Origin of the sequence: Actinomadura sp. RB99, from assembly GCF_014706005.1 — a bacterium.
Taxonomy (GTDB): Bacteria; Actinomycetota; Actinomycetes; order Streptosporangiales; family Streptosporangiaceae; genus Spirillospora.
Window position 1 is genome coordinate 16,088 of the sequence record NZ_JABMCA010000035.1, and the last position, 19,928, is coordinate 36,015.

Annotated in this window: 15 protein-coding genes; 10 read left to right on the plus strand and 5 right to left on the minus strand. The window is 73.2% G+C overall.

Annotation, left to right across the window (positions count from 1 at the left end; all coding sequences use genetic code 11):
- Positions 1 to 27: 27 nt before the first annotated feature.
- The gene (locus amrb99_RS27665; RefSeq protein WP_190861373.1) at positions 28 to 972 is read right to left on the minus strand and encodes an NADP-dependent oxidoreductase; all 945 of its coding nucleotides are present in this window, start codon (positions 970 to 972) and stop codon (positions 28 to 30) included.
- Between the two features lie 122 nt (positions 973 to 1,094).
- Here amrb99_RS27665 and amrb99_RS27670 point away from each other — a divergent pair, with 122 nt between their 5' ends.
- Positions 1,095 to 1,595 carry a MarR family transcriptional regulator gene (locus amrb99_RS27670; RefSeq protein ID WP_190861374.1) on the plus strand — a complete coding sequence of 167 codons (501 nt, stop codon included), beginning with the start codon at positions 1,095 to 1,097 and terminating at the stop codon, positions 1,593 to 1,595.
- Positions 1,596 to 1,673: 78 nt separating this feature from the next.
- On the opposite strand, the gene amrb99_RS27675 is transcribed toward amrb99_RS27670, so the two are convergent.
- Positions 1,674 to 2,156 (minus strand): hypothetical protein, encoded by a 483-nt coding sequence (locus amrb99_RS27675; protein ID WP_190861377.1) that lies wholly within the window; start codon positions 2,154 to 2,156, stop codon positions 1,674 to 1,676.
- 164 nt (positions 2,157 to 2,320) lie between these two features.
- On the opposite strand from amrb99_RS27675, the gene amrb99_RS27680 reads away from it, so the two are divergent.
- The 8 genes from amrb99_RS27680 (at position 2,321) to amrb99_RS27715 (ending at position 16,728) form a co-directional block, all read left to right on the plus strand.
- A complete protein-coding gene (locus tag amrb99_RS27680) occupies positions 2,321 to 4,210 on the plus strand; it encodes an N-6 DNA methylase (protein WP_190861379.1) in 1,890 nt (629 codons plus the stop codon).
- 101 nt (positions 4,211 to 4,311) lie between these two features.
- Positions 4,312 to 5,814 (plus strand): serine/threonine-protein kinase, encoded by a 1,503-nt coding sequence (locus amrb99_RS27685; protein WP_190861382.1) that lies wholly within the window; start codon positions 4,312 to 4,314, stop codon positions 5,812 to 5,814.
- Positions 5,815 to 5,931: 117 nt separating this feature from the next.
- Positions 5,932 to 6,720 carry a DeoR/GlpR family DNA-binding transcription regulator gene (locus amrb99_RS27690; RefSeq protein WP_190861384.1) on the plus strand — a complete coding sequence of 263 codons (789 nt, stop codon included), beginning with the start codon at positions 5,932 to 5,934 and terminating at the stop codon, positions 6,718 to 6,720.
- 365 nt (positions 6,721 to 7,085) lie between these two features.
- On the plus strand, positions 7,086 to 9,788 hold the full coding sequence (locus tag amrb99_RS27695) for an alpha-L-rhamnosidase (RefSeq protein WP_190861386.1): 2,703 nt from the start codon (positions 7,086 to 7,088) through the stop codon (positions 9,786 to 9,788).
- A gap of 76 nt (positions 9,789 to 9,864) precedes the next feature.
- A complete protein-coding gene (locus amrb99_RS27700; RefSeq protein ID WP_190861388.1) occupies positions 9,865 to 11,154 on the plus strand; it encodes an extracellular solute-binding protein in 1,290 nt (429 codons plus the stop codon).
- Positions 11,151 to 12,134 (plus strand): sugar ABC transporter permease, encoded by a 984-nt coding sequence (locus tag amrb99_RS53335; RefSeq protein WP_190861390.1) that lies wholly within the window; start codon positions 11,151 to 11,153, stop codon positions 12,132 to 12,134. Before amrb99_RS27700 ends, amrb99_RS53335 begins: the two co-directional genes overlap by 4 nt.
- Entirely contained in the window at positions 12,131 to 12,958 is an 828-nt protein-coding gene (locus amrb99_RS27710) for a carbohydrate ABC transporter permease (protein ID WP_190861393.1), read from the plus strand. The genes amrb99_RS53335 and amrb99_RS27710 overlap by 4 nt, the downstream gene beginning before the upstream one ends.
- 2 nt (positions 12,959 to 12,960) lie before the next feature.
- Entirely contained in the window at positions 12,961 to 16,728 is a 3,768-nt protein-coding gene (locus tag amrb99_RS27715; RefSeq protein ID WP_347256886.1) for a glycosyl hydrolase, read from the plus strand.
- On the opposite strand, the gene amrb99_RS27720 is transcribed toward amrb99_RS27715, so the two are convergent.
- Positions 16,676 to 17,458 (minus strand): phytanoyl-CoA dioxygenase family protein, encoded by a 783-nt coding sequence (locus tag amrb99_RS27720; RefSeq protein WP_190861395.1) that lies wholly within the window; start codon positions 17,456 to 17,458, stop codon positions 16,676 to 16,678. The genes amrb99_RS27715 and amrb99_RS27720 overlap by 53 nt on opposite strands.
- A 91-nt stretch (positions 17,459 to 17,549) precedes the next feature.
- On the opposite strand from amrb99_RS27720, the gene amrb99_RS27725 reads away from it, so the two are divergent.
- Positions 17,550 to 18,464, plus strand: a complete 915-nt coding sequence (locus tag amrb99_RS27725) for an AraC family transcriptional regulator (RefSeq protein WP_190861397.1) — start codon at positions 17,550 to 17,552, stop codon at positions 18,462 to 18,464.
- Here amrb99_RS27725 and amrb99_RS27730 read toward each other — a convergent pair.
- A complete protein-coding gene (locus amrb99_RS27730; protein WP_190861399.1) occupies positions 18,445 to 19,476 on the minus strand; it encodes a membrane dipeptidase in 1,032 nt (343 codons plus the stop codon). The two genes, amrb99_RS27725 and amrb99_RS27730, sit on opposite strands and share 20 nt — an antisense overlap.
- Entirely contained in the window at positions 19,466 to 19,732 is a 267-nt protein-coding gene (locus amrb99_RS50220) for a hypothetical protein (protein WP_206700135.1), read from the minus strand. The genes amrb99_RS27730 and amrb99_RS50220 overlap by 11 nt, the downstream gene beginning before the upstream one ends.
- Positions 19,733 to 19,928: the final 196 nt, after the last annotated feature.

The window sequence follows — 19,928 nt, forward strand, 5'->3', positions numbered from 1 at the left end:
CGCCTGGCACCGGGTCCTCCCGGGGGGTCAGGCGGTCGTCGGCAGGACGATGACCTTGCCCGACAGGGTCCCTGCGGCCGCCCGTGCGTGGACCGAGGGCAGGTCCGCCAGCGGCACGCGCTCGGCGACGTCGACGGTGAGCTCGCCGCGGTCCACACGCGCGACGAGTTCCGACAGCTGCTCGGCGTCGCTGCGGACGTACATGTCGATGCCTCGCACGCCCCGCTCCTGGTCGGCCGGTGCGGGCATCCACACGGTGCTGCTGACCACGACGCCGCCGTCGCGGACCAGGCCGGCCAGCGCGGTGAACCGGGCCGGGTCGATCGGCGCGAGATTGAGCAGGACGTCGACCGGGTCCGTCACCGCGGTGGTCACCTCGGCCGCGGTGTGGTCGATGACCTCGTCGGCGCCCGCCGCCGTGACGCGCCCGATGCTGCGAGGGCTGCCGGTGGCGATCACGTGGGCGCCGGCGGCCTTGGCCAGCTGCACCGCGTAGCCGCCCACGGCCCCGCCGGCGCCGCTGATCAGGATCCGCTGCCCGGGCTTCAGCTCGGCGTGGTCGAAGAGCGCCTGCCATGCGGTGAGACCGACCACGGGCAGCGCGGCCGCGTCGGCGAGCGGGATGCCCGTCGGGGCCGGTGCCAGGCTCTCGGCGGGCGCGAGGACGTACTCCGCCGAGGCGCCGTCGACGACGAACGGCAGGAAACCGATCACCCGGTCACCGATCTCCAGGCCGCCTGCGCCCTCGCCGAGTGCGTCGATCGTTCCCGCGACGTCCAGACCGGGGATGTGCGGCAACGTCAGGGGCATCGGTTCCTGCATGAACCCCGCGCGGATGTTGCCGTCGACGCCGTTGAACGTCGTCGCGGCGACGCGCACCCGCACCTGCCCGGCGCCCGGCACCGGCCGGTCGACGTCCTCGTAGCGCAGGACGTCGGGGCCGCCGTACTCGTGGAAGCGAACTGCCTTCATCTCCGGTACCTCAGCATTCGATCGGCGAAGTGCTTCGAATCCGAAGCACTGGGGTCACCGTAACAGTGCTTTGAAGTCGAAGCAAGTGCTTCGAAAGTGAAGTAGCTGGTAAAGTGGGCGCCATGCCTGACACGCCGCCGCCGTCCCTGGACGCCGCCCAGCTGGGCGCGTACTTCGCGCTGATGGAGGTGGCGGGCCTGCTCCGCCACGCGGTCGAGCAGCAGCTGCGCGAGGCCGGCGATCTCAGCTACGTGCAGTTCCAGCTCCTGGCGCGGCTCGGCCTCGACTCGCCGAGCGGCAGCGAACGCATGACCGACCTGGCCGACGGCGTCGTGTACAGCCGCAGCGGACTGACCTATCAGGCCGGGCTGCTCGAGAAGGCGGGCCTGGTCACCCGCACGCGCTCCGCGGACGACGACCGGGGCGTCACGGTCACGATCACCGATGCCGGACGGGCGCTTCTCGCCAAGGTGCTCCCCGGTCACACCGAGGTCGTCAGTCGGCAGCTCTTCCAGCCGCTGTCGCCCGGCGACACCAGGGCGCTGGCCGAACTGCTGTCGCCGGTGCGCGACCACATGCGTTCGGCGCCGCCCCGTTCGGCGGCGCCTCGCCGCCAGCGATAACGCGTCCTCTGCTGCTCGATCCAGCCGTCCTCGGCGGCAGGATCCGTCTCGGGAGCGAGATGGTCCCCCGTAACGCTCTCAGCAGGGCTTGACCACCTTGCCGCCGACGGCCCGCTGGATGCGCTTGTTCACGCCGGTGTTGAGCGAGGTCACCATCCAGTGCCGCCCCTGGTCGGCGACGATGGTCCCGTCCATGCCCATCTGGCAGATCATCTTCTTGACCTCCAGGAAGGCGGTCGGCGTCTCGTAGAACTCGATGCTGATGTTGGCGGTGCCGCCGCAGATCACCTTCCCGCTGCCCAGCGACTCGGTCCGAGTGGCCTTGGTGCAGCCGAGGTGCGCACTGCGGATCTTCTTGGCGATGTCCATCGGGTCGTGGTAGGTCGCCGCGGCGGCGGTGCTCTTGGGGGAGCCGGCGGGCGTGGCGCCCGCGGCCGTCGAGGCGGCGTCGCCGCCCTTCGGGCCGTCGCCGTCATCGCCGGAGCCGCACCCGGTCAGGAGGACGGCGCTGGTCAGGGTGGCGATCGCGGCGAGCGGGATCGCGGGGCGCAGGGACGGCATGGCAGAACCTCCGGGGGGACGTCATCGTGGAGCGCCGACACGGTGGAGTGTTCGACGCGTCACCAAGTACAGCACGTGTTAACTCGACTAACAAGTGCTCCGATTGTGTCGACACGCATACAGGCGGGCGATAGGGTGTCGGCGTTCCAGCTGAGGAGGGTGACGTGCGCGAGGACGCCACCGTGACCACGTCGGACATCGCCCGGCTCGTGCGGGTGAGCCGGGCGGCGGTGAGCAACTGGCGGCGCCGCCATCCCGGGTTCCCGCAGCCCATCGGCGGCACCCCGGCGAGCCCGGTGTTCTCGCTGGCCGAGGTCGAGGCGTGGTTGCGCGAACAGGGCAAGCTCGTCGAGACCCCTCCCGAGGAGCGGGCGTGGCAGCTGCTGCGCGCGGCCGGCGACGAACGCGAGGTCGGTGAGGCACTGCGGCAGGTGGGGGCCTGCCAGCGCACCGGCATCCGGCTCGGCGGGCTGAGCGACCGGGCGGCGGCGAAACGGCTGGGAGTCGACCAGCGGTCGCTTCCGCTGCTGAGGGCCGTGGACGAGCTGTCCGGTGCGTGGGGTCCCGCCCGCGCGTTCGAGTTCCTGGTCGAGCGCTACCTGGAGGTCCGGCTGCCCCGGATGGCGCTGACGTCCCCGCAGCTCGCCGGGCTGATCGCCGAGCTGGTCGACCCGGACGCGCGGTCGGTGCTGGACCCGGCGTGCGGGACCGGTGAACTGCTGTCGGCGCTGCCGGCGCCGTCCGGCGACGCGGAGCGGCGGCTCGTCGGGCAGGAGCGGGACGAGGTGCTCGCCTCGCTGGCCGGGACGCGGCTCGCCCTGCGCGGCACCCCGGCCGACGTCCGCGTCGGGGACTCGCTGCGCCAGGACGCGTTCGCCGGTCTCACCGTGGACGCGGTGGTGTGCGATCCTCCGTTCAACGAGCGGTCCTGGGGCCACGAGGAGCTCACCGCCGACCCGCGGTGGGAGTACGGGCTGCCGCCCCGCATGGAACCGGAACTGGCCTGGGCGCAGCACGCCCTCGCGCACCTCGTCCCCGGCGGGCTCGCGGTCCTGCTCATGCCGCCCGCGGTGGCGGGGCGGCGCTCGGGGCGGCGCATGCGCACGCAACTGCTGCGCCGCGGCGCCCTGCGCGCCGTGGTCGCGCTTCCCGACGGCCCCCATCTCTGGCTGCTGCGCAGGCCGGCGGGCGACCGGCCGGCCGGGCTGCTGGTGGTGGACGGCGCGGACGAGGCGGAGATCGTCCGGATCTGGCGGGACCTCCACGCGGGCCGCGACGTGGACTCGCCCGGGACGAGCCGGGTCGTACCGATCATCGACCTGCTGGACGAAGAGGTCGACCTGACGCCGGCGCGGCACCTGACCGCCGGCACGGGGGACCGGACGGCCGAGCGGTTCGTCCAGACCCGCGACCGGCTGACCGCGCTGCTCGGGCAGATGTCCGAGCTGGTGTCGGAGCTCGGACCCGCGCCGCGGGATCGGGAACCGGCGGTCACCTCCGTCGCGGAACTGGCCCGGATCGGCGCGTTGACCGTGCACCGGGCCCCGGCGCGCAGGGACGCGGCCGAGACGGGTGAGGGACGGCCGGTGCTCACCGCCGAAGACTTGATCCACGACCGTGAGCCGACCGGCCGGGTGCCCGCCCGCGCGGAGGAGGACTGGCTCGTCACGCGCACCGGCGACATCGCGGTGGCGGTCGCCTCCCGCCGGTTCGCGGCGCGGGTGGTGGAGCGCGAGGGGCTGCTGCTCGGCCCGCAGCTGTCACTGGTCAGGGTCGATCCGGAACAGCTCGACCCGTACTTCCTGGCGGGCGTCCTGCGCAGTACCGCGAACGTGCGGTCGTCGGCCCTGTCGTCGACGGGCAGCCGGGTGGACGTCCACCGCGCGCGTGTGCCGCGGCTTCCGCTGGACCAGCAGCGCCGCTACGGGGAGGCGTTCCGGCGGATGGACCGGGTCGCGTCCGCGGCGCGCGACGGCATCGCCCTCAGCGAGGAGATGGGCCGGCTCCTCGCCGACGGTGTCGCGGCGGGCGAGCTGGATATCGCCGACGACTGAGACGGCGCAGTCCGCGGCGGTCTCGGACGCGCTCGTCCAGAACGCTCCGGCGGGCGGCGGAGATGCGCCAGAATGATCCTTTCCGTACGGAGGGGGCTCGCGTGACGCAGCTGCTCGGGGGACGCTACGAGCTGATCGCGCCGCTCGGCCGGGGCGGCATGGGCCAGGTATGGGAGGCCGCCGACCGGCAGCTGGAGCGGCGGATCGCGGTGAAGCTGCTCACCAACGAGGCGATCGCGCGCTGGCCGGACCCCGGGCGGCTGGTGCGCCGCTTCGTGCAGGAGGCGGCGCTCACCGCCGGCCTGCAGCACCCCGGAGTCCCGGCGGTGCACGACGCAGGCCCCTTCGACGACGGCCTGTTCCTGGTGATGGAGCTGGTGGACGGCTGCACGGTCGCGGACCTGGTCGCCGAGCAGGGGCCGCTGCCCGTCACCTGGGCGGCCGCGATCGCCGCGCAGGTCTGCTCGGTGCTGGCGGTCGCGCACGGCCGCTCGCTCGTGCACCGCGACATCAAGCCCCAGAACCTGATGGTGACCCGGGACGCGACGGTCAAGGTCCTGGACTTCGGGGTGGCGACCGTCCTGGACGCCGCCGGGATCGTCCGCATCACCCGCACCGGTGAGATCGTCGGCACGCCCGCGTACATGGCGCCGGAACAACTGCGCAACGAGCGCGCCACCCCGCGCACCGACCTCTACGCGCTGGGCTGCGTCGTCTACGAGATGCTCGCCGGGCAACCGGTGTTCACGGCGACGTCGCCGCACGCGCTCGGATACAAGCACCTCGAGGAGGAGCCGGCGCCGCTGTACCGTGCCGACGTTCCGCCCGCCCTGGAGGACCTCGTCCGCCGGCTGCTCGCCAAGGATCCGCGGCAGCGCCCGGCGGACGCCCGCGAAGCGTACGAGCGGCTCCTGATGTTCGTTCAGAGCGCGCATCCGCTCGGTGAGATCGCTCCGTCGGCGGCCGCGGCGACGGGGATGCACCTGCACGCCCGCGTCCTGACCCGGCTTGCCGGTGCCGACCGGGGATCGCCCCAGGCGAGTTCCGTACCGGCGTCCGGCCCGCCGCCTCTGCCCACGGGCTTCGTGCCTTTCGACACCTCGTCCCGGACGCCCTCGCAGGATCCCGCGCACATGGCGTCCACACCGGGCTACAGCGTGCCCGGCCACAGCACGCCGGGCCACGCGCCCGCCGAAGATCCGGCGATGACACGGCACGGGCCGGGCTGGAAGCTGCTGCACAGCCTCTGGGTGGCGCCGGCGCTGGCGCTGGGCTTCCTGACCTGGGGCTCGTTCCTCTACATCGGCGTTCGGCACCGGCACCGCGCCTGGCTGATCGCGGCCGCCGTGTACGGGGTCCTGACCGTCGCGGTCGGCGCGCTCATCCTGACGACCACCGACGGGCAGGGAGTGACGTCGGCGCCCGCCGCCCTGTGCTGGCTGGCGCTGTTCCTCGGCGGAATCATGCACGCGGCCGGCGTGAACCCGGGGCGCCTGCGCCTGCGCGCGCGCCTGGAGGCACGAGGCACGCGGACCTCCGCAGGATCGCCCCATGCCACCGGGCATGTCCAGGGGACCCCTGCTAGAGCGCCGACTGGATGGTGAGCGGGTGCGGGCGCCTCGACATTTCTTGTTAAGAGAGCATCTGAGGGTGTTATCTTCGGTCCCGTCCCGTCGCTGCCGGCAGCCGGTCGCGCGATGCGGACCACGGGAGGATCGACCATGAGCAAGGACGGCGGGGCCCCGCGCGGTCCGGAGCGGCGCCGGCAGGACATCGCCGGCGTCGTGCTGTCGGTCGGCTCGGTCACCGCCGCGGAGCTCGCCGAGCGTTTCGCCGTCAGCCTCATGACGATCCACCGCGACCTGGACGAACTCGCCCGCCGGGGCATCGTCCGCAAGCACCGCGGCGGGGTCACCGCCCAGCCGTCGGGGGTGTTCGAGAGCAGCGTGGCGTACCGCCTGAAGTCGATGGGGGCCGCGAAGGACGCCATCGCCGAGAGGGCCGCCGAGCTGGTCGAGCCGGGGATGGCGGTGATGCTGGACGACTCCACCACGGCGCTGGCGCTGGCCCGCCGCCTGCCGGGCATCGTTCCGCTGACGGTCGTCACGAACTTCCTGCAGGCGGTCAACCTGCTCGCCCGCGAGCAGGAGATCCGGCTGATGGCGCTCGGCGGCGACTACGATCCGCTGCACGACTCGTTCCTCGGCGTCTCCTGCGTCGACGCGATCGAGGCCCTCAACGTGGACCTGTGCTTCGTGTCCACCTCCGCGGTCGGCGGAGGGTTCGCCTACCACCAGGAGCAGCGCATCGTGCCGGTGAAGCGGGCCATGCTCCGTGCCGCGGCGCGCAGCGTGCTGCTCATCGACCATTCCAAGCTCAACCGGGTGGCGCTGCATCGGGTGGCGCCGCTGTCGGCGTTCGACCGCGTCATCGTCGACGACGGTGCCGGCGCCGAGGCGCTGCGGGATCTCGAGGAGCAGAAGGTGGCCTACGAGCTGGCGGCGACCTGAGCGGCGCGCCGCCCGCCGACCCGGCCGCGCTCCCGCCCGCACCGCGGGCCGGAGCTTGTTAACGTTTTCGAGTGTTCTTATCTCACGTTCGGTGAGCCCGCGTGGGGCATGGAGTCACCGCGCCCGGCGCCGAGCGTCTTCTCATCCGTCTTGACCACGAGTGGTGTGGTCAGTCCGGTGATAGTGGTCGGATTCGAGGCGCGCGGCGCGCCCGCGACCGGTCCGCGGCGGTGCTCGCCGCAACCCCTCAGAAGTGATCCAGCTGACATCTTGACACTCCGATCGGCGGCCTCCTACGCTCAATCTCACATTTTTTGGCGTTATCTTCACAGTTTTGTTGTTGGGATCGCGATCGGAGTGGGCGAGTGGCCGAGTCCCAAGGTGCGGCGCCGTACGGCCTCCGCTGCGATCACCGGGTCCGGCCGCTGGGCGTCGACGAGCCCGCGCCGCTGCTGTCGTGGCGACTGGCGTCCGGCGTGCGCGGCGACGCGCCCGCGGCGTACCGGGTGCGCGTGCGGGCGGAGGACGGCGAGGGGGTCTGGGACACCGGGGAGGTGGCCGACCCCGGAGCCGTCGGTGCACGTTACCAGGGCCGGCGTCTGCGGCCCCGCACCCGCTACCGCTGGACGGTCACGGTCACCGGCGCGGACGGCGGGTCCGCCGAGCGGGAGTCCTGGTTCGAGACGGGGATGATGAGCCCGGCGGAGTGGACGGCCGCCTGGATCGCCCACGACCCGTCCGATCTCGACGTGGTCGACGCCCCCGAGGAGGGCGCGCTCGCCCTCACCGACCACGGGCTCCAGCCGGCCGTCCGGCTGCGCCGGGCGTTCGAGGCCCTTGCCGCCCCGGTCAGCGCCCGGCTGTACGTCACCGCCTGCGGGCTCTACGAGGCGCGCGTCAACGGCGTGCGCGCCGGCGACGCCGAGCTCGCCCCCGGCTGGACGGACTACCGCGACCGCATCGACTACCAGGTCTACGACGTGACCGACATGGTGCGGGCGGGCGGGAACGTCCTCGCCGTCACGATCGCGGACGGCTGGTGGAGCGGGTTCGTCGGGTTCGATCCGCGCCGCTCGGGCGCCCACTACGGAACGTTCCCGCAGCTGCTGGCCGAGCTGCACCTCGTCCACGCCGACGGGACCAGCGACGTCATCGCGACCGGCGGCGACTGGCAGAGCGCCCGCTCTCCCATCCGGTACGCCGACCTGCTGATGGGGGAGTGCCATGACCTCCGCCGCGAGACGCCGGGCTGGGATCTCCCCGGTGGCCCCGGCGAGGAAGAAGACGCGAGCGGCCTGTGGCGGCCCGTGCGGGTGACCGGTTCCGATCGGAGCCGCCTCACCGCGTCGGTCGCCCAGCCGGTCCGCGCCGTCCGGGAGCTCCCCGCCCGGTCGGTGACCCGCGTCGGCGAGGGACGGTTCCTCGTCGACTTCGGGCAGAACTTCGCAGGCCGGGTCCGATTGACGGTGCGCGGCCTGGCCCAGGGCGACCGGGTCGTCATCCGGCATGGCGAGACCCTGGACGACGACGGGGCGCTGTACACGGCGAACCTGCGCACCGCCGCGGCCACGGACGTGCTGATCGCGGCCGGTCCCGCCGAGACCGTCTTCGAGCCCCGCTTCACCTACCACGGGTTCCGGTACGCCGAGGTGACCGGGACGAGCAACCTCGACGCCGGCGACATCACCGGCGTGGTGCTGCACAGCGACACCCCCTGGGCGGGCGAGTTCACGTGCTCCGCCCCGGACGTCGACCGCCTCTTCGAGGCCATCGGCTGGGGACAGCGCTCCAACTTCGTCAGCGTCCCGACCGACTGCCCGCAACGCGACGAGCGGCTCGGCTGGCTGGCCGACGCCCAGGTCTTCCTGCCCACCGCGTGCCTCAACGCCGACGTCGCCGCGTTCTTCGACGGCTGGCTGCGCGAGGTGCGGGGCGCGCAGTCGCCGGACGGCGCGTTCGGCAACGTGGCGCCGAGGCTCGCGGGGGTCGCCGACGACGGCGCCCCCGGCTGGGGCGACGCGGGCGTCCTCGTGCCCTGGCACCTCTACCGGGTGTACGGGGACGAGCGCTTCCTCGAACGCAACCTCGACGCCATGTGCGCGTGGGTCGACCACGTGCACCGGCACAACCCCGACCTGGTGTGGAGCCGCCGTGTCGGCCCCCACTTCGCCGACTGGCTCGCGCCCGCGCCCACGCCCCGGGACGTGCTCGCCACCGCCTACTTCGCGCACAGCGCCGAGCTGACGTCGCGGGCCGCCGAGGTCGTCGGCGAGGCGGAGGCCGCCGCGCGGTACGGCGCGCTGGCCGGGCACATCCGCAAGACCTTCACCGAGCGGTTCGTGACCCCCGGCGGGCGGATCGAGGGCGACACCCAGACCGCCTACCTGCTGGCGCTGGCGTTCGACCTGCTCCCGGCGGACCTCGTGCCCGGTGCGGTGCGGCGCCTGGTCGAGCTCGTCCAGGCGGCCGGTCCGGGCCTCACCACCGGGTTCCTCGGGGTGAGCCTGATCGCGCCCGTCCTCGACGCGCACGGCCACGCCGACCTCGCACACGCGCTGCTGCGCCGCACCGAACCGCCGTCGTGGCTGCACCCGCTGCGGCACGGGGCGACCACCATCTGGGAGCGGTGGGACGGCTATACCGACGAGCGGGGTTTCCAGGCGGCGGCGATGAACTCCTTCAACCACTACGCGCTCGGCTCGGTCGGCGAATGGCTCTACCGCGGCATCGCCGGCCTCGACCAGGCGCCCGGATCGGTCGGCTACCGCGAGTTGCTGGTCCGGCCGAGGCTCGGCGGCCTCACCTCCGCCGGCGCGAGCTACGAGTCGGTGCGCGGGACCGTCGCCACCCGCTGGACCCGCCGGGACGGCCTGTTCCACCTCCAGGTGACGGTGCCGCCCGGCGCGACCGCCACCGTCCACATCCCCGCGGACGACCCCGGCGGGGTCACGGAGAGCGGGGTGCCGGTGGCCGAGGCCGCCGGGGTCCGGATCGTCGGCGCGGAGCCGGGGGAGCTCCGCTGCCGGACCGCTTCGGGGGAGTACCGCTTCACCGCGGAGCTTCATTGACCACCGTCCCCGCTGGGACGGGCATGGCCGGCCGCCGTCACCTCGGCGTCCCGCGCCATGAACGCGAGGAGGACAGATGACATCGTCGTTCGACAGGACGGCCCTCAGCCGCCGCGGTTTCCTGCGGCTGTCGGGCGGAGCGGCCGCGGTGGCCGCGCTGCCGGCGGCCCTCACGGCCTGCGGGGGGTCGTCCGGCGGGTCCGGCGGCACCCTGCGCCTGGTCGGCGTGGCCGACCAGCAGAAGCCGCTCGACCTGCTGACCAAGGCCTACACCAAGGCGAAGTTCAGCACCTCGTTCGCCCCCACCGACCAGGTGGAGACCTCGCTGCGCACGCAGCTGGGCGCGGGCAACGCCCCCGACGTGCACGTGGTCTACCCGGGCAACGGCAGCGCGATGAGCATGGTGCAGATCGCGCAGGCAGGGCTGCTCGCCGACCTGAGCGACCAGGCCTGGACGAAGCGGGTCCCGGCGGGGCTGAAGCCGGCCTTCCAGCTCGACGGCAAGACGTTCCTGTACTCGGCCGGATCCAGCGTGATCGGCGCGATCTACAACAAGAAGGTCTTCCAGGAGGCGGGGGTGACCCCGCCGAAGACCTGGAGCGAGTTCCTCCAGGTCTGCGACAAGATCAAGAAGAAGGGCAAGGTCCCGATCGCGCTCGGCGCGCAGACCCAGTGGGTCACGCAGCTGATCACCTACGCGCTCGTGCCGTCGACCGTGTACGCCAAGAACCCGCAGTTCGACAGCCAGATGAAGGCGGGGACGGCGACGTTCGCCCAGTCCGGCTGGGTGCAGGCGCTCGACATGTACCTGGAGCTGCAGAAGCGGGGCTTCTTCAACGACAACCCGAACGGCACCACGTTCGAGCAGCAGACGTCCATGGTCGCCACCGGCAAGGCCGCCATGGCGATCCAGGTCTCCGCGGTCCTGCCCGACTTCCGCAAGGCCGCGCCGAGCCCGGACGACCTGTCGATGTTCCCGGTGCCGGGCGCCGACGACGCCTCCCAGGTGTGGATCCCCGCCGGGGTCGTCGTGGGGCTCGGCGTCAGCGCCCGCAGCAGGAACCGCGACGCCGCCAAGGCGTTCATCGACTTCCTCGGCCGGCAGGAGAACATCAACCGCTGGGCCGAGTCCGTCGCCTGCGTCCCGCTCGTCCGGGACGCCGGCTCCAAGATCGACCCGGTGCTGACGCCGTTCCTGCCGTACATGGACGGCAACAAGGCCGTCCCGTTCATGGACCAGGCCTGGCCCAACGCCGAGGTGCAGCCCGCCCACTTCGCGATGGTGCAGGAGCTGCTCGCCGGCAAGACCACGGTCGCCAAGGGGTTGGCCAAGCTGGACGAGACCTACCGGAAGAAGCAGCCGTGACCTCGTCCCCTCAGCGCGCACCGGCCGCACCCGCGGCCGGTGCGCAGGCCGCCGGCGCACCGAAGGCGCGCGGTGCCCGGCGGCCGCCCCGCGGCCGCCGGCGGCGGGGCGGCTTCCTGACGCCGCCCTGGTGGTTCGCGGCGCCCGCCCTGCTCGTGTACGTGCTGGTCGTGCTGTATCCGAGCGCCAGCGGGATCGTCTACGCGTTCACCGACTGGAACGGCATCGGCGACCGCTCGTTCAACGGCATCGACAACTTCCGCCGGCTGCTGCAGGACGACGCCGCCCGCGGCTCGCTGGTCAACACGCTGCTGCTGACCGTCGCGATCGTCGTCGTCCAGAACGGCATCGGGCTGCTGCTCGCGCTGGGGGTGCACACCCGCATCAAGTCGCGGGTGGTGCTGCGGGTCGTGTTCTTCGCGCCCGCCGTCGTCAGCCCCGTGATGGTGGCGTTCCTGTGGAAGTACGTCTACAACCCGGCGCCGGACGCGGGGCTGAACGCGATCCTCGGCGGGCTCGGTCTCGGGTCGCTGCGCCAGGACTGGCTGGGCGACCCGTCGCTGGCGCTGTGGTCGGTGGCGGGGATGGTCATCTGGCAGTTCGCCGGCTACTCGATGGTCATCTTCCTGGCCGGGCTGGAGGGCGTGCCCGCGGAACTGCACGAGGCCGCGATGATCGACGGCGCCGGCCGCTTCCAGCGGTTCCGCAGCGTGACCTGGCCGCTGCTGGCCCCCGCGGTCACGATCAACGTGATGCTGTCGACCATCGGCGGGCTGAAGCTGTTCGACCAGGTGTACGCGGCCACGAGCGGCGGCCCCGGCCACTCCAGCGAGACGCTCTCGACCGTCCTGTACAAGCAGGCGTTCGTGTTCGGCAACTACGGCTACAGCACGGCGATCGCGCTGGTCCTGGCGCTGTTCGTCGCCGCGGTCTCGCTGATCCAGATCTACTACCTGCGCAGCCGGGAGGTGACCGCATGAGCCTGCGGTACGGGTTCCGCACCTTCCTGCTGGAGGTGCTGATGATCGCGGTCGCGCTGGCGTTCCTGTTCCCGGTGTACGCGCTCATCACGCTGTCGCTGAAGGACAAGCAGCAGATCGCCTCGGCGCCGCTGTCCCCGCCGACGTCGCCGACGTTCGCGAACTTCTCCGGCGCCTGGTCGCGGGCCTCGCTCGGGTCGGCGCTGCTGAACAGCACGGTCATCACGGTGGTCAGCCTGGTGGCGCTCATCGCCATCGGGTCGTTCGCCGCCTACTTCCTGGCCCGCTGCGCCACCCGGATGGGGTTCGCGCTGTACGTGCTGTTCCTGCTCGGCATCGTGCTGCCGTTCCAGCTCGGCATGATCCCGCTGTTCAAGCTGGCCGACTCGGCCGGCCTGCTCGGCACCTACCAGGGGATGATCATCTTCTACACCGGCATCCAGCTGCCGTTCACGATCTTCCTCTACACCGGGTTCATCCGGGCGCTGCCGGGCGACTACGCCAACGCCGCGCTGATCGACGGCGCCGGCCACCTCCAGGCGTTCACCCGGGTGGTGTTCCCGCTGCTGCGGCCGATCACCGGCACCGTGCTGATCCTCAACGCCGTGTTCGTCTGGAACGACTTCTTCACGCCGCTGCTGTACCTGGGCGGGTCGGCGCGGGAGACCGTCCCGGTGCGGATCTTCGCGTTCGTGGGGCAGTACGTGTCGGACTACGGGCTGGTCTTCGCCGGCCTGGTGCTCGCCGCGCTGCCGATCATCGTGGTCTTCCTGGTGCTGCAGCGGTACGTGATCAAGGGCTTCGCGAGCGGGCTGAAGGGGTGAGCGTGGCCGCGATCCCGTCCCGGCTGCTGGCCGTCCTGGACGCGCCGCCGCCCGCGTACTCGCCGGCGCCCATCTGGTGGTGGAGCGGCGAGCGGCTCGACCGGCGGCGCCTCCGCGACCAGCTCGAACGGTTCGCCGAGGGCGGCGTCCGCAACCTGGTGGTGCTGAACCTGGCGCCCTCGGGACCGATGTTCGGCTCGGACGCCGACGACCCGCCGTTCTTCTCCGACGCCTGGTGGGACCTGCTGGACGCGGTGTGCGAGGACGCCGCCGGGCTGGGGGTGTCGCTCTGGTTCTACGACCAGCTCGGCTTCTCCGGCGCCGACCTCCAGGCCCGGCTGGTGCGCGACGTCCCCGACTACGCGGGGCAATGGCTGGAACCGTCCGGAACGGCGGGCGTGCGGGGCTTCGACTACCTGTCGGCCGACGCGTGCGCGGCGCTGTTCGACCGCGTGCACGGCGAGTTCGCGCGGCGGCTCGGCCACCGGCTCGGCAACGTGATCGTCGGGTCGTTCCAGGACGAGCTGCCGTCGCTGCCGACCTGGTCGCGGACGTTCGCCGACGAGTTCGCGCGGCGCCGCGGCTACGACCTGACCCCGCACCTCGGGGCGCTGTGGGGGAGGGCGGAGAGCGGGGAAGGCGGCCGGGACGCCTTCCGGATCCGCCGCGACTACCACCTCACCCGCGCGGAACTGGCCGAGGAGGCGTTCTTCCGGCCGCTCGCCGAGTGGCACCAGGCGCACGGCCTGCTGCACGGCTGCGACCAGCAGGATCCGGCACGGGCCGGGCTCCCGGTGGACGGTGTCCGGATCTACGCCGACTACGCGCGCACACACCGCTGGTTCGGCGCACCCGGTTCGGACCACCACGGCGACGCCCGCATCCACTCGTCGCTGGCGCACCTGTACGGCCGGGACCGGACCTGGATCGAGGCGTTCCACTCCAGCGGCTGGGGCGGGACGCTGGAGGAGACCTTCGACTGGCTGCTTCCCTGGCTGCGGTCGGGCGCCACCCTCTACAACCCGCACGCCGTCTACTACACGACCAAGGCGGGCTGGTGGGAATGGGCGCCGCCGTCCACCGACTGGCGCCAGCCCTACTGGCGGCACCACCGGGTGTTCGCCGACGCGGTCACCCGGTTGTGCGCCGCGCTGTCGCTGGGAAGGCACGTCTGCGACGTCGCGGTGCTGTTCCCGACCGCCACCGCACAGGCCGGGACGCGCCTCGACGGCGTCGACCCGGACGCCGTCCGCGCCCAGGACGCCTACCGGAGCCTGGTCGGCGACATGGCGTGGTTCCGGATGGTCCCCGGAGCGCTCGACCGGCTGGGAATCGACGCCGACGTCGTGGACGACGACTCCGTGCAGCGCGCCGACGTCACGCGCGGACGGCTGGACGTCGCGAACGAGTCGTACGGCACCGTCCTCCTGCCCGCGTGCACCGTGCTCGAAGGGGAGACCGCGCGCAGGCTCGCCGCGTTCGCCGAGGCCGGTGGACGCGTCATCGCGGTCGGCCCGCCGCCGCGCCACGGCGTCGGCGACCCGGACGCCGACGCGGCGGTGGCGAAACTCCGCGCCTTGGCGGAGGTCGTGGCGGACGCCGACGGCCTCGGAGCGGCCCTCGCCGCCGGCCGCCGCGTGGACGCACCGGTGCCCGCCCTCGTCCGCGAGGTCGACGGCGCCACCCTGGTCTTCGTGACCGCCGCTCCGTCCATGGCCAGCCGCGTGTCGGTGGAGCGTCCCGGCGAGCGCGGCGTCGAACTCGGCTGGCTCGACGTGACCTACGACTTCGACCCGGACCGCTACCTGCGCGACATGCGGGTGCGGGTGCGCGGCGTCCGGGGCCCGGCGTTCCTGGCCGGTCCGTTCGGAGGGCCGCCGCGGCCGCTGGAGGTCCGGGCGGTGGACGCGGCGTGGTCCGAGGTGGTCGTGCCGTTCGACGACGCGCCCGCCGCCCTGGTCATCTTCCCTGGCGGCGAAGACGGCGCGGGCGGCGAGGGCGGCGCGGACACCGCGGACCGCACGGCGTCCGTCCGGGCCGAAGAGCCGCAGGCGGGTGAGGTCCTGGACCTCGGGACCTCCTGGACGATGGAGACGGTGCCCACCCTCGACAACTCCTGGGGGGACTTCGCCCGCCCCGCCGACCGGGACGTCCCGCTGGAATGCTGGAGCCTCCAGCACCAGGTCGAGGGCGAGACGAACTGGGCCGAGGCGCACGCCACGTTCGGCCCCCACGGCGTCTGGGCTTTGGAGTCCGAGGGCTCGTGGCGCCCCGCCGTCTACTCCGACTCGCGCGGCATCCGCAAGGACGCCGTGCACCGCGACTTCCTCGGGCCCAAGGGGCACGTGCCGGAGGAGTTCCTCGACTTCGGTGAGGTCGCGGCCGGGGAGGCGGTGCTCTTCCGCGCGCGCGTGACCGTGCCGGCGGACGGCGGTCTCGTGGCGGTCGGCGCGGCGGCGGCCAAGACGCTGCTGGTCGACGGGGCCGAGGTCCCGCTCGACGACCGGGGGCACCTCGCGATCGCCACGGCCCCCGTCGCGGGCGGGGAGCACGACATCGAGGTCCGGTTCGTCCCGGACGAGGAGGTGCGGCTGCGCGCCCACCTCGCCGTGGTCACCGACCCCGGCCGCTACCGGCGACCGGAGTGGATCACGGTCGCCGGACCCGGGAGGCCGGGCGCGCGGGTCACGCTCACCGCACCCCGCGCCGCCGCGGCGGCCTCCTCCGGCCCCGCGGTCCTCCAGGTGGCCTCGGCGTCCCCCTGCCGGATCCTCGTCGACGGCGAGGAGGTCGGCCGCCAGGGCGGGTTCGACCCGTACGCCGAGCACGAGGTGCCCCGCGTCGGCCGCTACGCGGTGACCGGCGGGGAGGTGACGCTGGTCCTCACCGAGGGCGGGGCGCCCCCGGCCGTCATGGTGGACGGCGCGGTGGTCTCCGGCGCCGGGTGGACGGCCGCGCGCGACGGTGAGCCGGTGCCCGTCGTGCCGAGCCGCCGCCAGCACGGCGACCCGGCCTCGCTGCACCTGCGGCGGCGCCCCCATCCGCTGCCCGGCGCGGCCTGGCTCGATGACGCCGTGGACACTGGCGACGTCCTGCCCGCGCGGTTCGCCGTCCCGGGCATCGGCCCGCGCGTCGAGCGGCTCCGCGTCACCGTGCCGCCGGGCGCCACGCGGATGGCCGTCGAGGTGCGCGGTGAACTGCTGGAGGCGCTCCTCGACGGCGAGCCGCTGGAACCGGGCCCGGAGATGCCGCTGCCTCGACCGGGCCAGGGCCGGGCACCCGGCCGGAGGACGGCGGAGCTGCGGATCCTGACGGTCCCCGGACACCAGGCCGGCGCCGCGCTCGCCGGGCCCGTGCGGTTCACCGCCGGTCCCGGAACGATCGAGCTGGGCGACTGGGAGGACACGGGACTGGCCGGCTACAGCGGGGCGGTCCGCTACCGCCGCCGCGTCGACCTGCCCTCGGCCCCGGCCGCGGCGACGCTCGACCTCGGGCGGGTGCGCGGCACCGCCGAGGTCACGGTCAACGGCGTGCACGCGGGCGTTCGGATCTGCGCCCCCTACCGCTTCGACCTGGGCGCCGCCCTGCGGGAGGGCCCGAACGAGATCGAGATCCTGGTCTGCGGCACGCTCGCGCCCTACCTCGACGAGGTGAGCCCGACCCACTTCGTCTTCCCCGGTCAGCGGGTCTCCGGCCTGTTCGGCCCGGTGCGCCTGCTCATGCCCACGGACGGGGGAACGCCTCGCCGTCCAGCCGATCTCCCGCCGTGAGGCCGAGGCCGTCGGTCACGGGGTGGGCGCCGCCGCTGAAGGCGGTCTCCGCGTCCATGTAGATGGTGACGTGCGCGAGCCGGGCCGTCCCCGTGCGGTTCGGCAGCGCCATGTGCCCCGTGTAACCGCTGTGGAAGGTGCAGTCGCCGGCGCGCAGAGGGAGCGTGACGCGGGGCGCCCACCGCAGCGCCGGTTCCGCCGCGAACAGATCCTCCGCGTCGTGCAGGTCCTGCGGGCGGAGACCGGCGTGATGCTGGGTGCCGGGCAGGAACGTCATGCAGCCCCGCTCCGGCGGGACGTCGACCAGCGCGATCCAGGCGGACAGCGGAAGGCGGTCGCCCTGGTGCGGCCAGTACGGACGGTCCTGGTGGAACTCCGTGGCGGTGTCGCTGTGCGGCTCTTTCACCAGCATCTGGTCGTGCCACAGCCGCAGCGGGAATCCGGCGAGCTGCTCGGCGATCCTGCCGAGCCGCCGGTCCAGGGTCAGATCCCGCAGCGTCCGGTCGCGCCGCCACACGTTGACCAGCTGGCTGAAGGCGCCGCGCGTCTCCAGGCTCTCGGCGCGATGCGCCTCCAGGTAGTTCTCGGCGCCGGACCTGAACCGCTCGATCCGGGCCTGGTCGAGGACGCCGCGGACTCGGACGAAACCGTGCTCGCGATACGCCTCCACCAGCTCCCGCGAGACCCGGCCGTCGGCTCCGACATCGCTGCTCGCCTGCTCGTTCACCATGAGGACTCCGTTCGTCGGGATGTGCCAAGCCTCGCCGGGGCACGCGGTCGAGGGCTAGGCCGATCCCGGCGAGGAGTCGTACGATCACGACATGCTCGCCACGCTGCACGAGCAGGCGCTGTTCGTCGACGGTCCGGTCTGGGGCGGCGTCCACCACCTGACCACCGGGGTCGAGCCGCACACGCACGACTTCCTCGAGATCGCGATCATCGGCCCCGGCGGCGGCCGGCACGTCACCAGCCACGGCGAGCGTCCGCTGCGGCACGGCGACGCGATCGTGCTGCGTCCGGGCGCCTGGCACGCCTTCGGCGACTGCGCCGACCTCACCGTCGCCAACTGCTGCCTGTCCGCCCGCGCGCTGCGGGCCGAGCTGTACCGGCTGCCGATGCTGCGCCGGCTGCTGTGGACCGACCCGGTGTCCCACGGCGCCCGCGGTGTGGCGGTCCGGTCCCTCGCCCCCTCGGACGCCGACGAGGCCATCGCGCAGATCGGCCTGCTCGAAGGGGACCTCGCGGCGGGCCGCCGCCGGACCGGCCGGGCGGTCGGCCGCCTGATGACCGTGCTGGGGATCCTGGCCGACGGCGCCGAGCCCGACCCCGGGGCGCTCGAACCGGCCGTCCATCCCGCGGTGGCCGCGACCATCGCGCGGCTCGAGGCGGCGCCCGCGGAGCCGTGGCGGCTGGCCGACCTCGCGCGGGCCGTCAACCTCGACGCCGCCTATCTCGGCCGGCTGTTCGCCCAGTGCACCGGCTCGACCCCGATGGGATTCCTGGCCCGGCTGAGAGCCGAGCGGGCGGCGGCGCTGCTGGTGAACTCGTCCCTGCCGGCCGCCCGGGTCGGCGCCGCCGTCGGCTGGGACGACCCGACGTACTTCGCCCGGCGCTTCAAGACCCTGGTCGGCCTGACACCCACCGAATACCGGAGGCGCAACAGAGCCGCGCACTTGCGGAGACGGCCGCCGCGAGGAACGGACGTCGGTGAGCGGGTCAGGAGAGGTGGGTGGTGAGCAGCCGGCGGAGATTGTCACCGAGGATCTTGCGGATGTCGGGCTCGGGCAGGCCGCGGGCGAGGAGTTCGTCGGTGAGCAGGGGCAGGCCGGAGGGCCCGGCCAGGCCGGGGAGGGTGGCCATGACGTCGAAGCCTGCGTTCGCGGCGGGGTCCTCGCAGCAGGGCGGGGTGAGGTCGGCGTAGACCTCGTGGACGAAGTCGGGGCCGAGGCCGACGTGGTCGATGCCCGCCACCGAGGCGACGTGCTCGATGTGGTCGGCCAGGCGGGCGAGGGTGTAGCCGGACGGGTCGGCGGCCAGGAAGCCCGGCAGGAAGTTCACGCAGACCACACCGCCGGACGCCGTGACGCCCCGGATCTGGTCGTCGGTCAGGTTGCGGTGATGGTCGCGCAGGGCGCGGGCGCTGGAATGGGTGGCGATCACCGGCCGGGACGCCAATTCCAGGACGTGTTCCACCCCGCGGGCGCCCAGGTGGGAGATGTCGAGCAGGATGCCGAGCCGTTCCATCTCGGCCACGGCCCGGACGCCGGCGGAGGTCAGGCGGCTCCCGGTGGCGTCCTCGCCGCTGCCGTCGGCGAGCGGGGTGCGTCCCCAGTGCGCCAGCGAGGCGACCCGCACGCCCAGCCGGTGCACGGTCGCGAGGAGTTCGATGTCGGCGTCCAGTCCGGGCATGCTCTCCAGCGCCAGGACCAGCGCGATCTTCCCCTCGGCCAGGGCCGCGTCGATCTGCGGCCCGTCGGAGCAGAGCCGGACGTCCTCGGGGTTCCCCTCGGCGATCACGTGCGCGCACTCGATCATCCGGAGCGTCTCGCGCAGCGCGCCCTCGGGCCTGAACTGGCTGTCGATGAACACCGGAAGCACCTGCAGATCGACGCCACCGGCGCGCAACTGGGGGAGCCACCGCTCCCGGAAGAACGACGCCCACCGCGCGGGCGGGCGTGCCACCACCGCCATCAGCAGGTCGTTGTGCGCGTCGGCCACCACCGCGCTCTGATGCAACTCAGCAGGCATGACCGGCACTGTAACCCAGCGCATCAGGGTCCCCGCAGGCAGCGGACTCGGCCGGGCCGGCGAAGAGCACCGGGAAGGTGATCAAAGGCAGCGCCGGGGTCGGGTCGGTCCGGGTCACCATCCGCAGCCGCTGGACGGAGTCCGGCACGGCGTTGACCACGGTGATCTCGGTGTCCGCCGGGGACAGGCGGCGGGCCAGGGTCCCGGCCGTGTAGGCCCCGGCATAGCCGGCGCCGACGACGATGCGGTGCTTCATGCGATGCTCCCGTCGGTTCGCTTGCTGTCGGGAGTTGAGCGGAACAGCGACCCGATTCCTGACAGGAACCGCATGTGGCATGGCCCACGCGCCGGACCGGGCGGCCGCGCGTCACCGAGGCGAGAGCGATCCGTCGGCGTCGATGACGTGAGTAAGGGAGGTCGACGAGTTCCTGGAGTTCATCCGTTGGCCATCG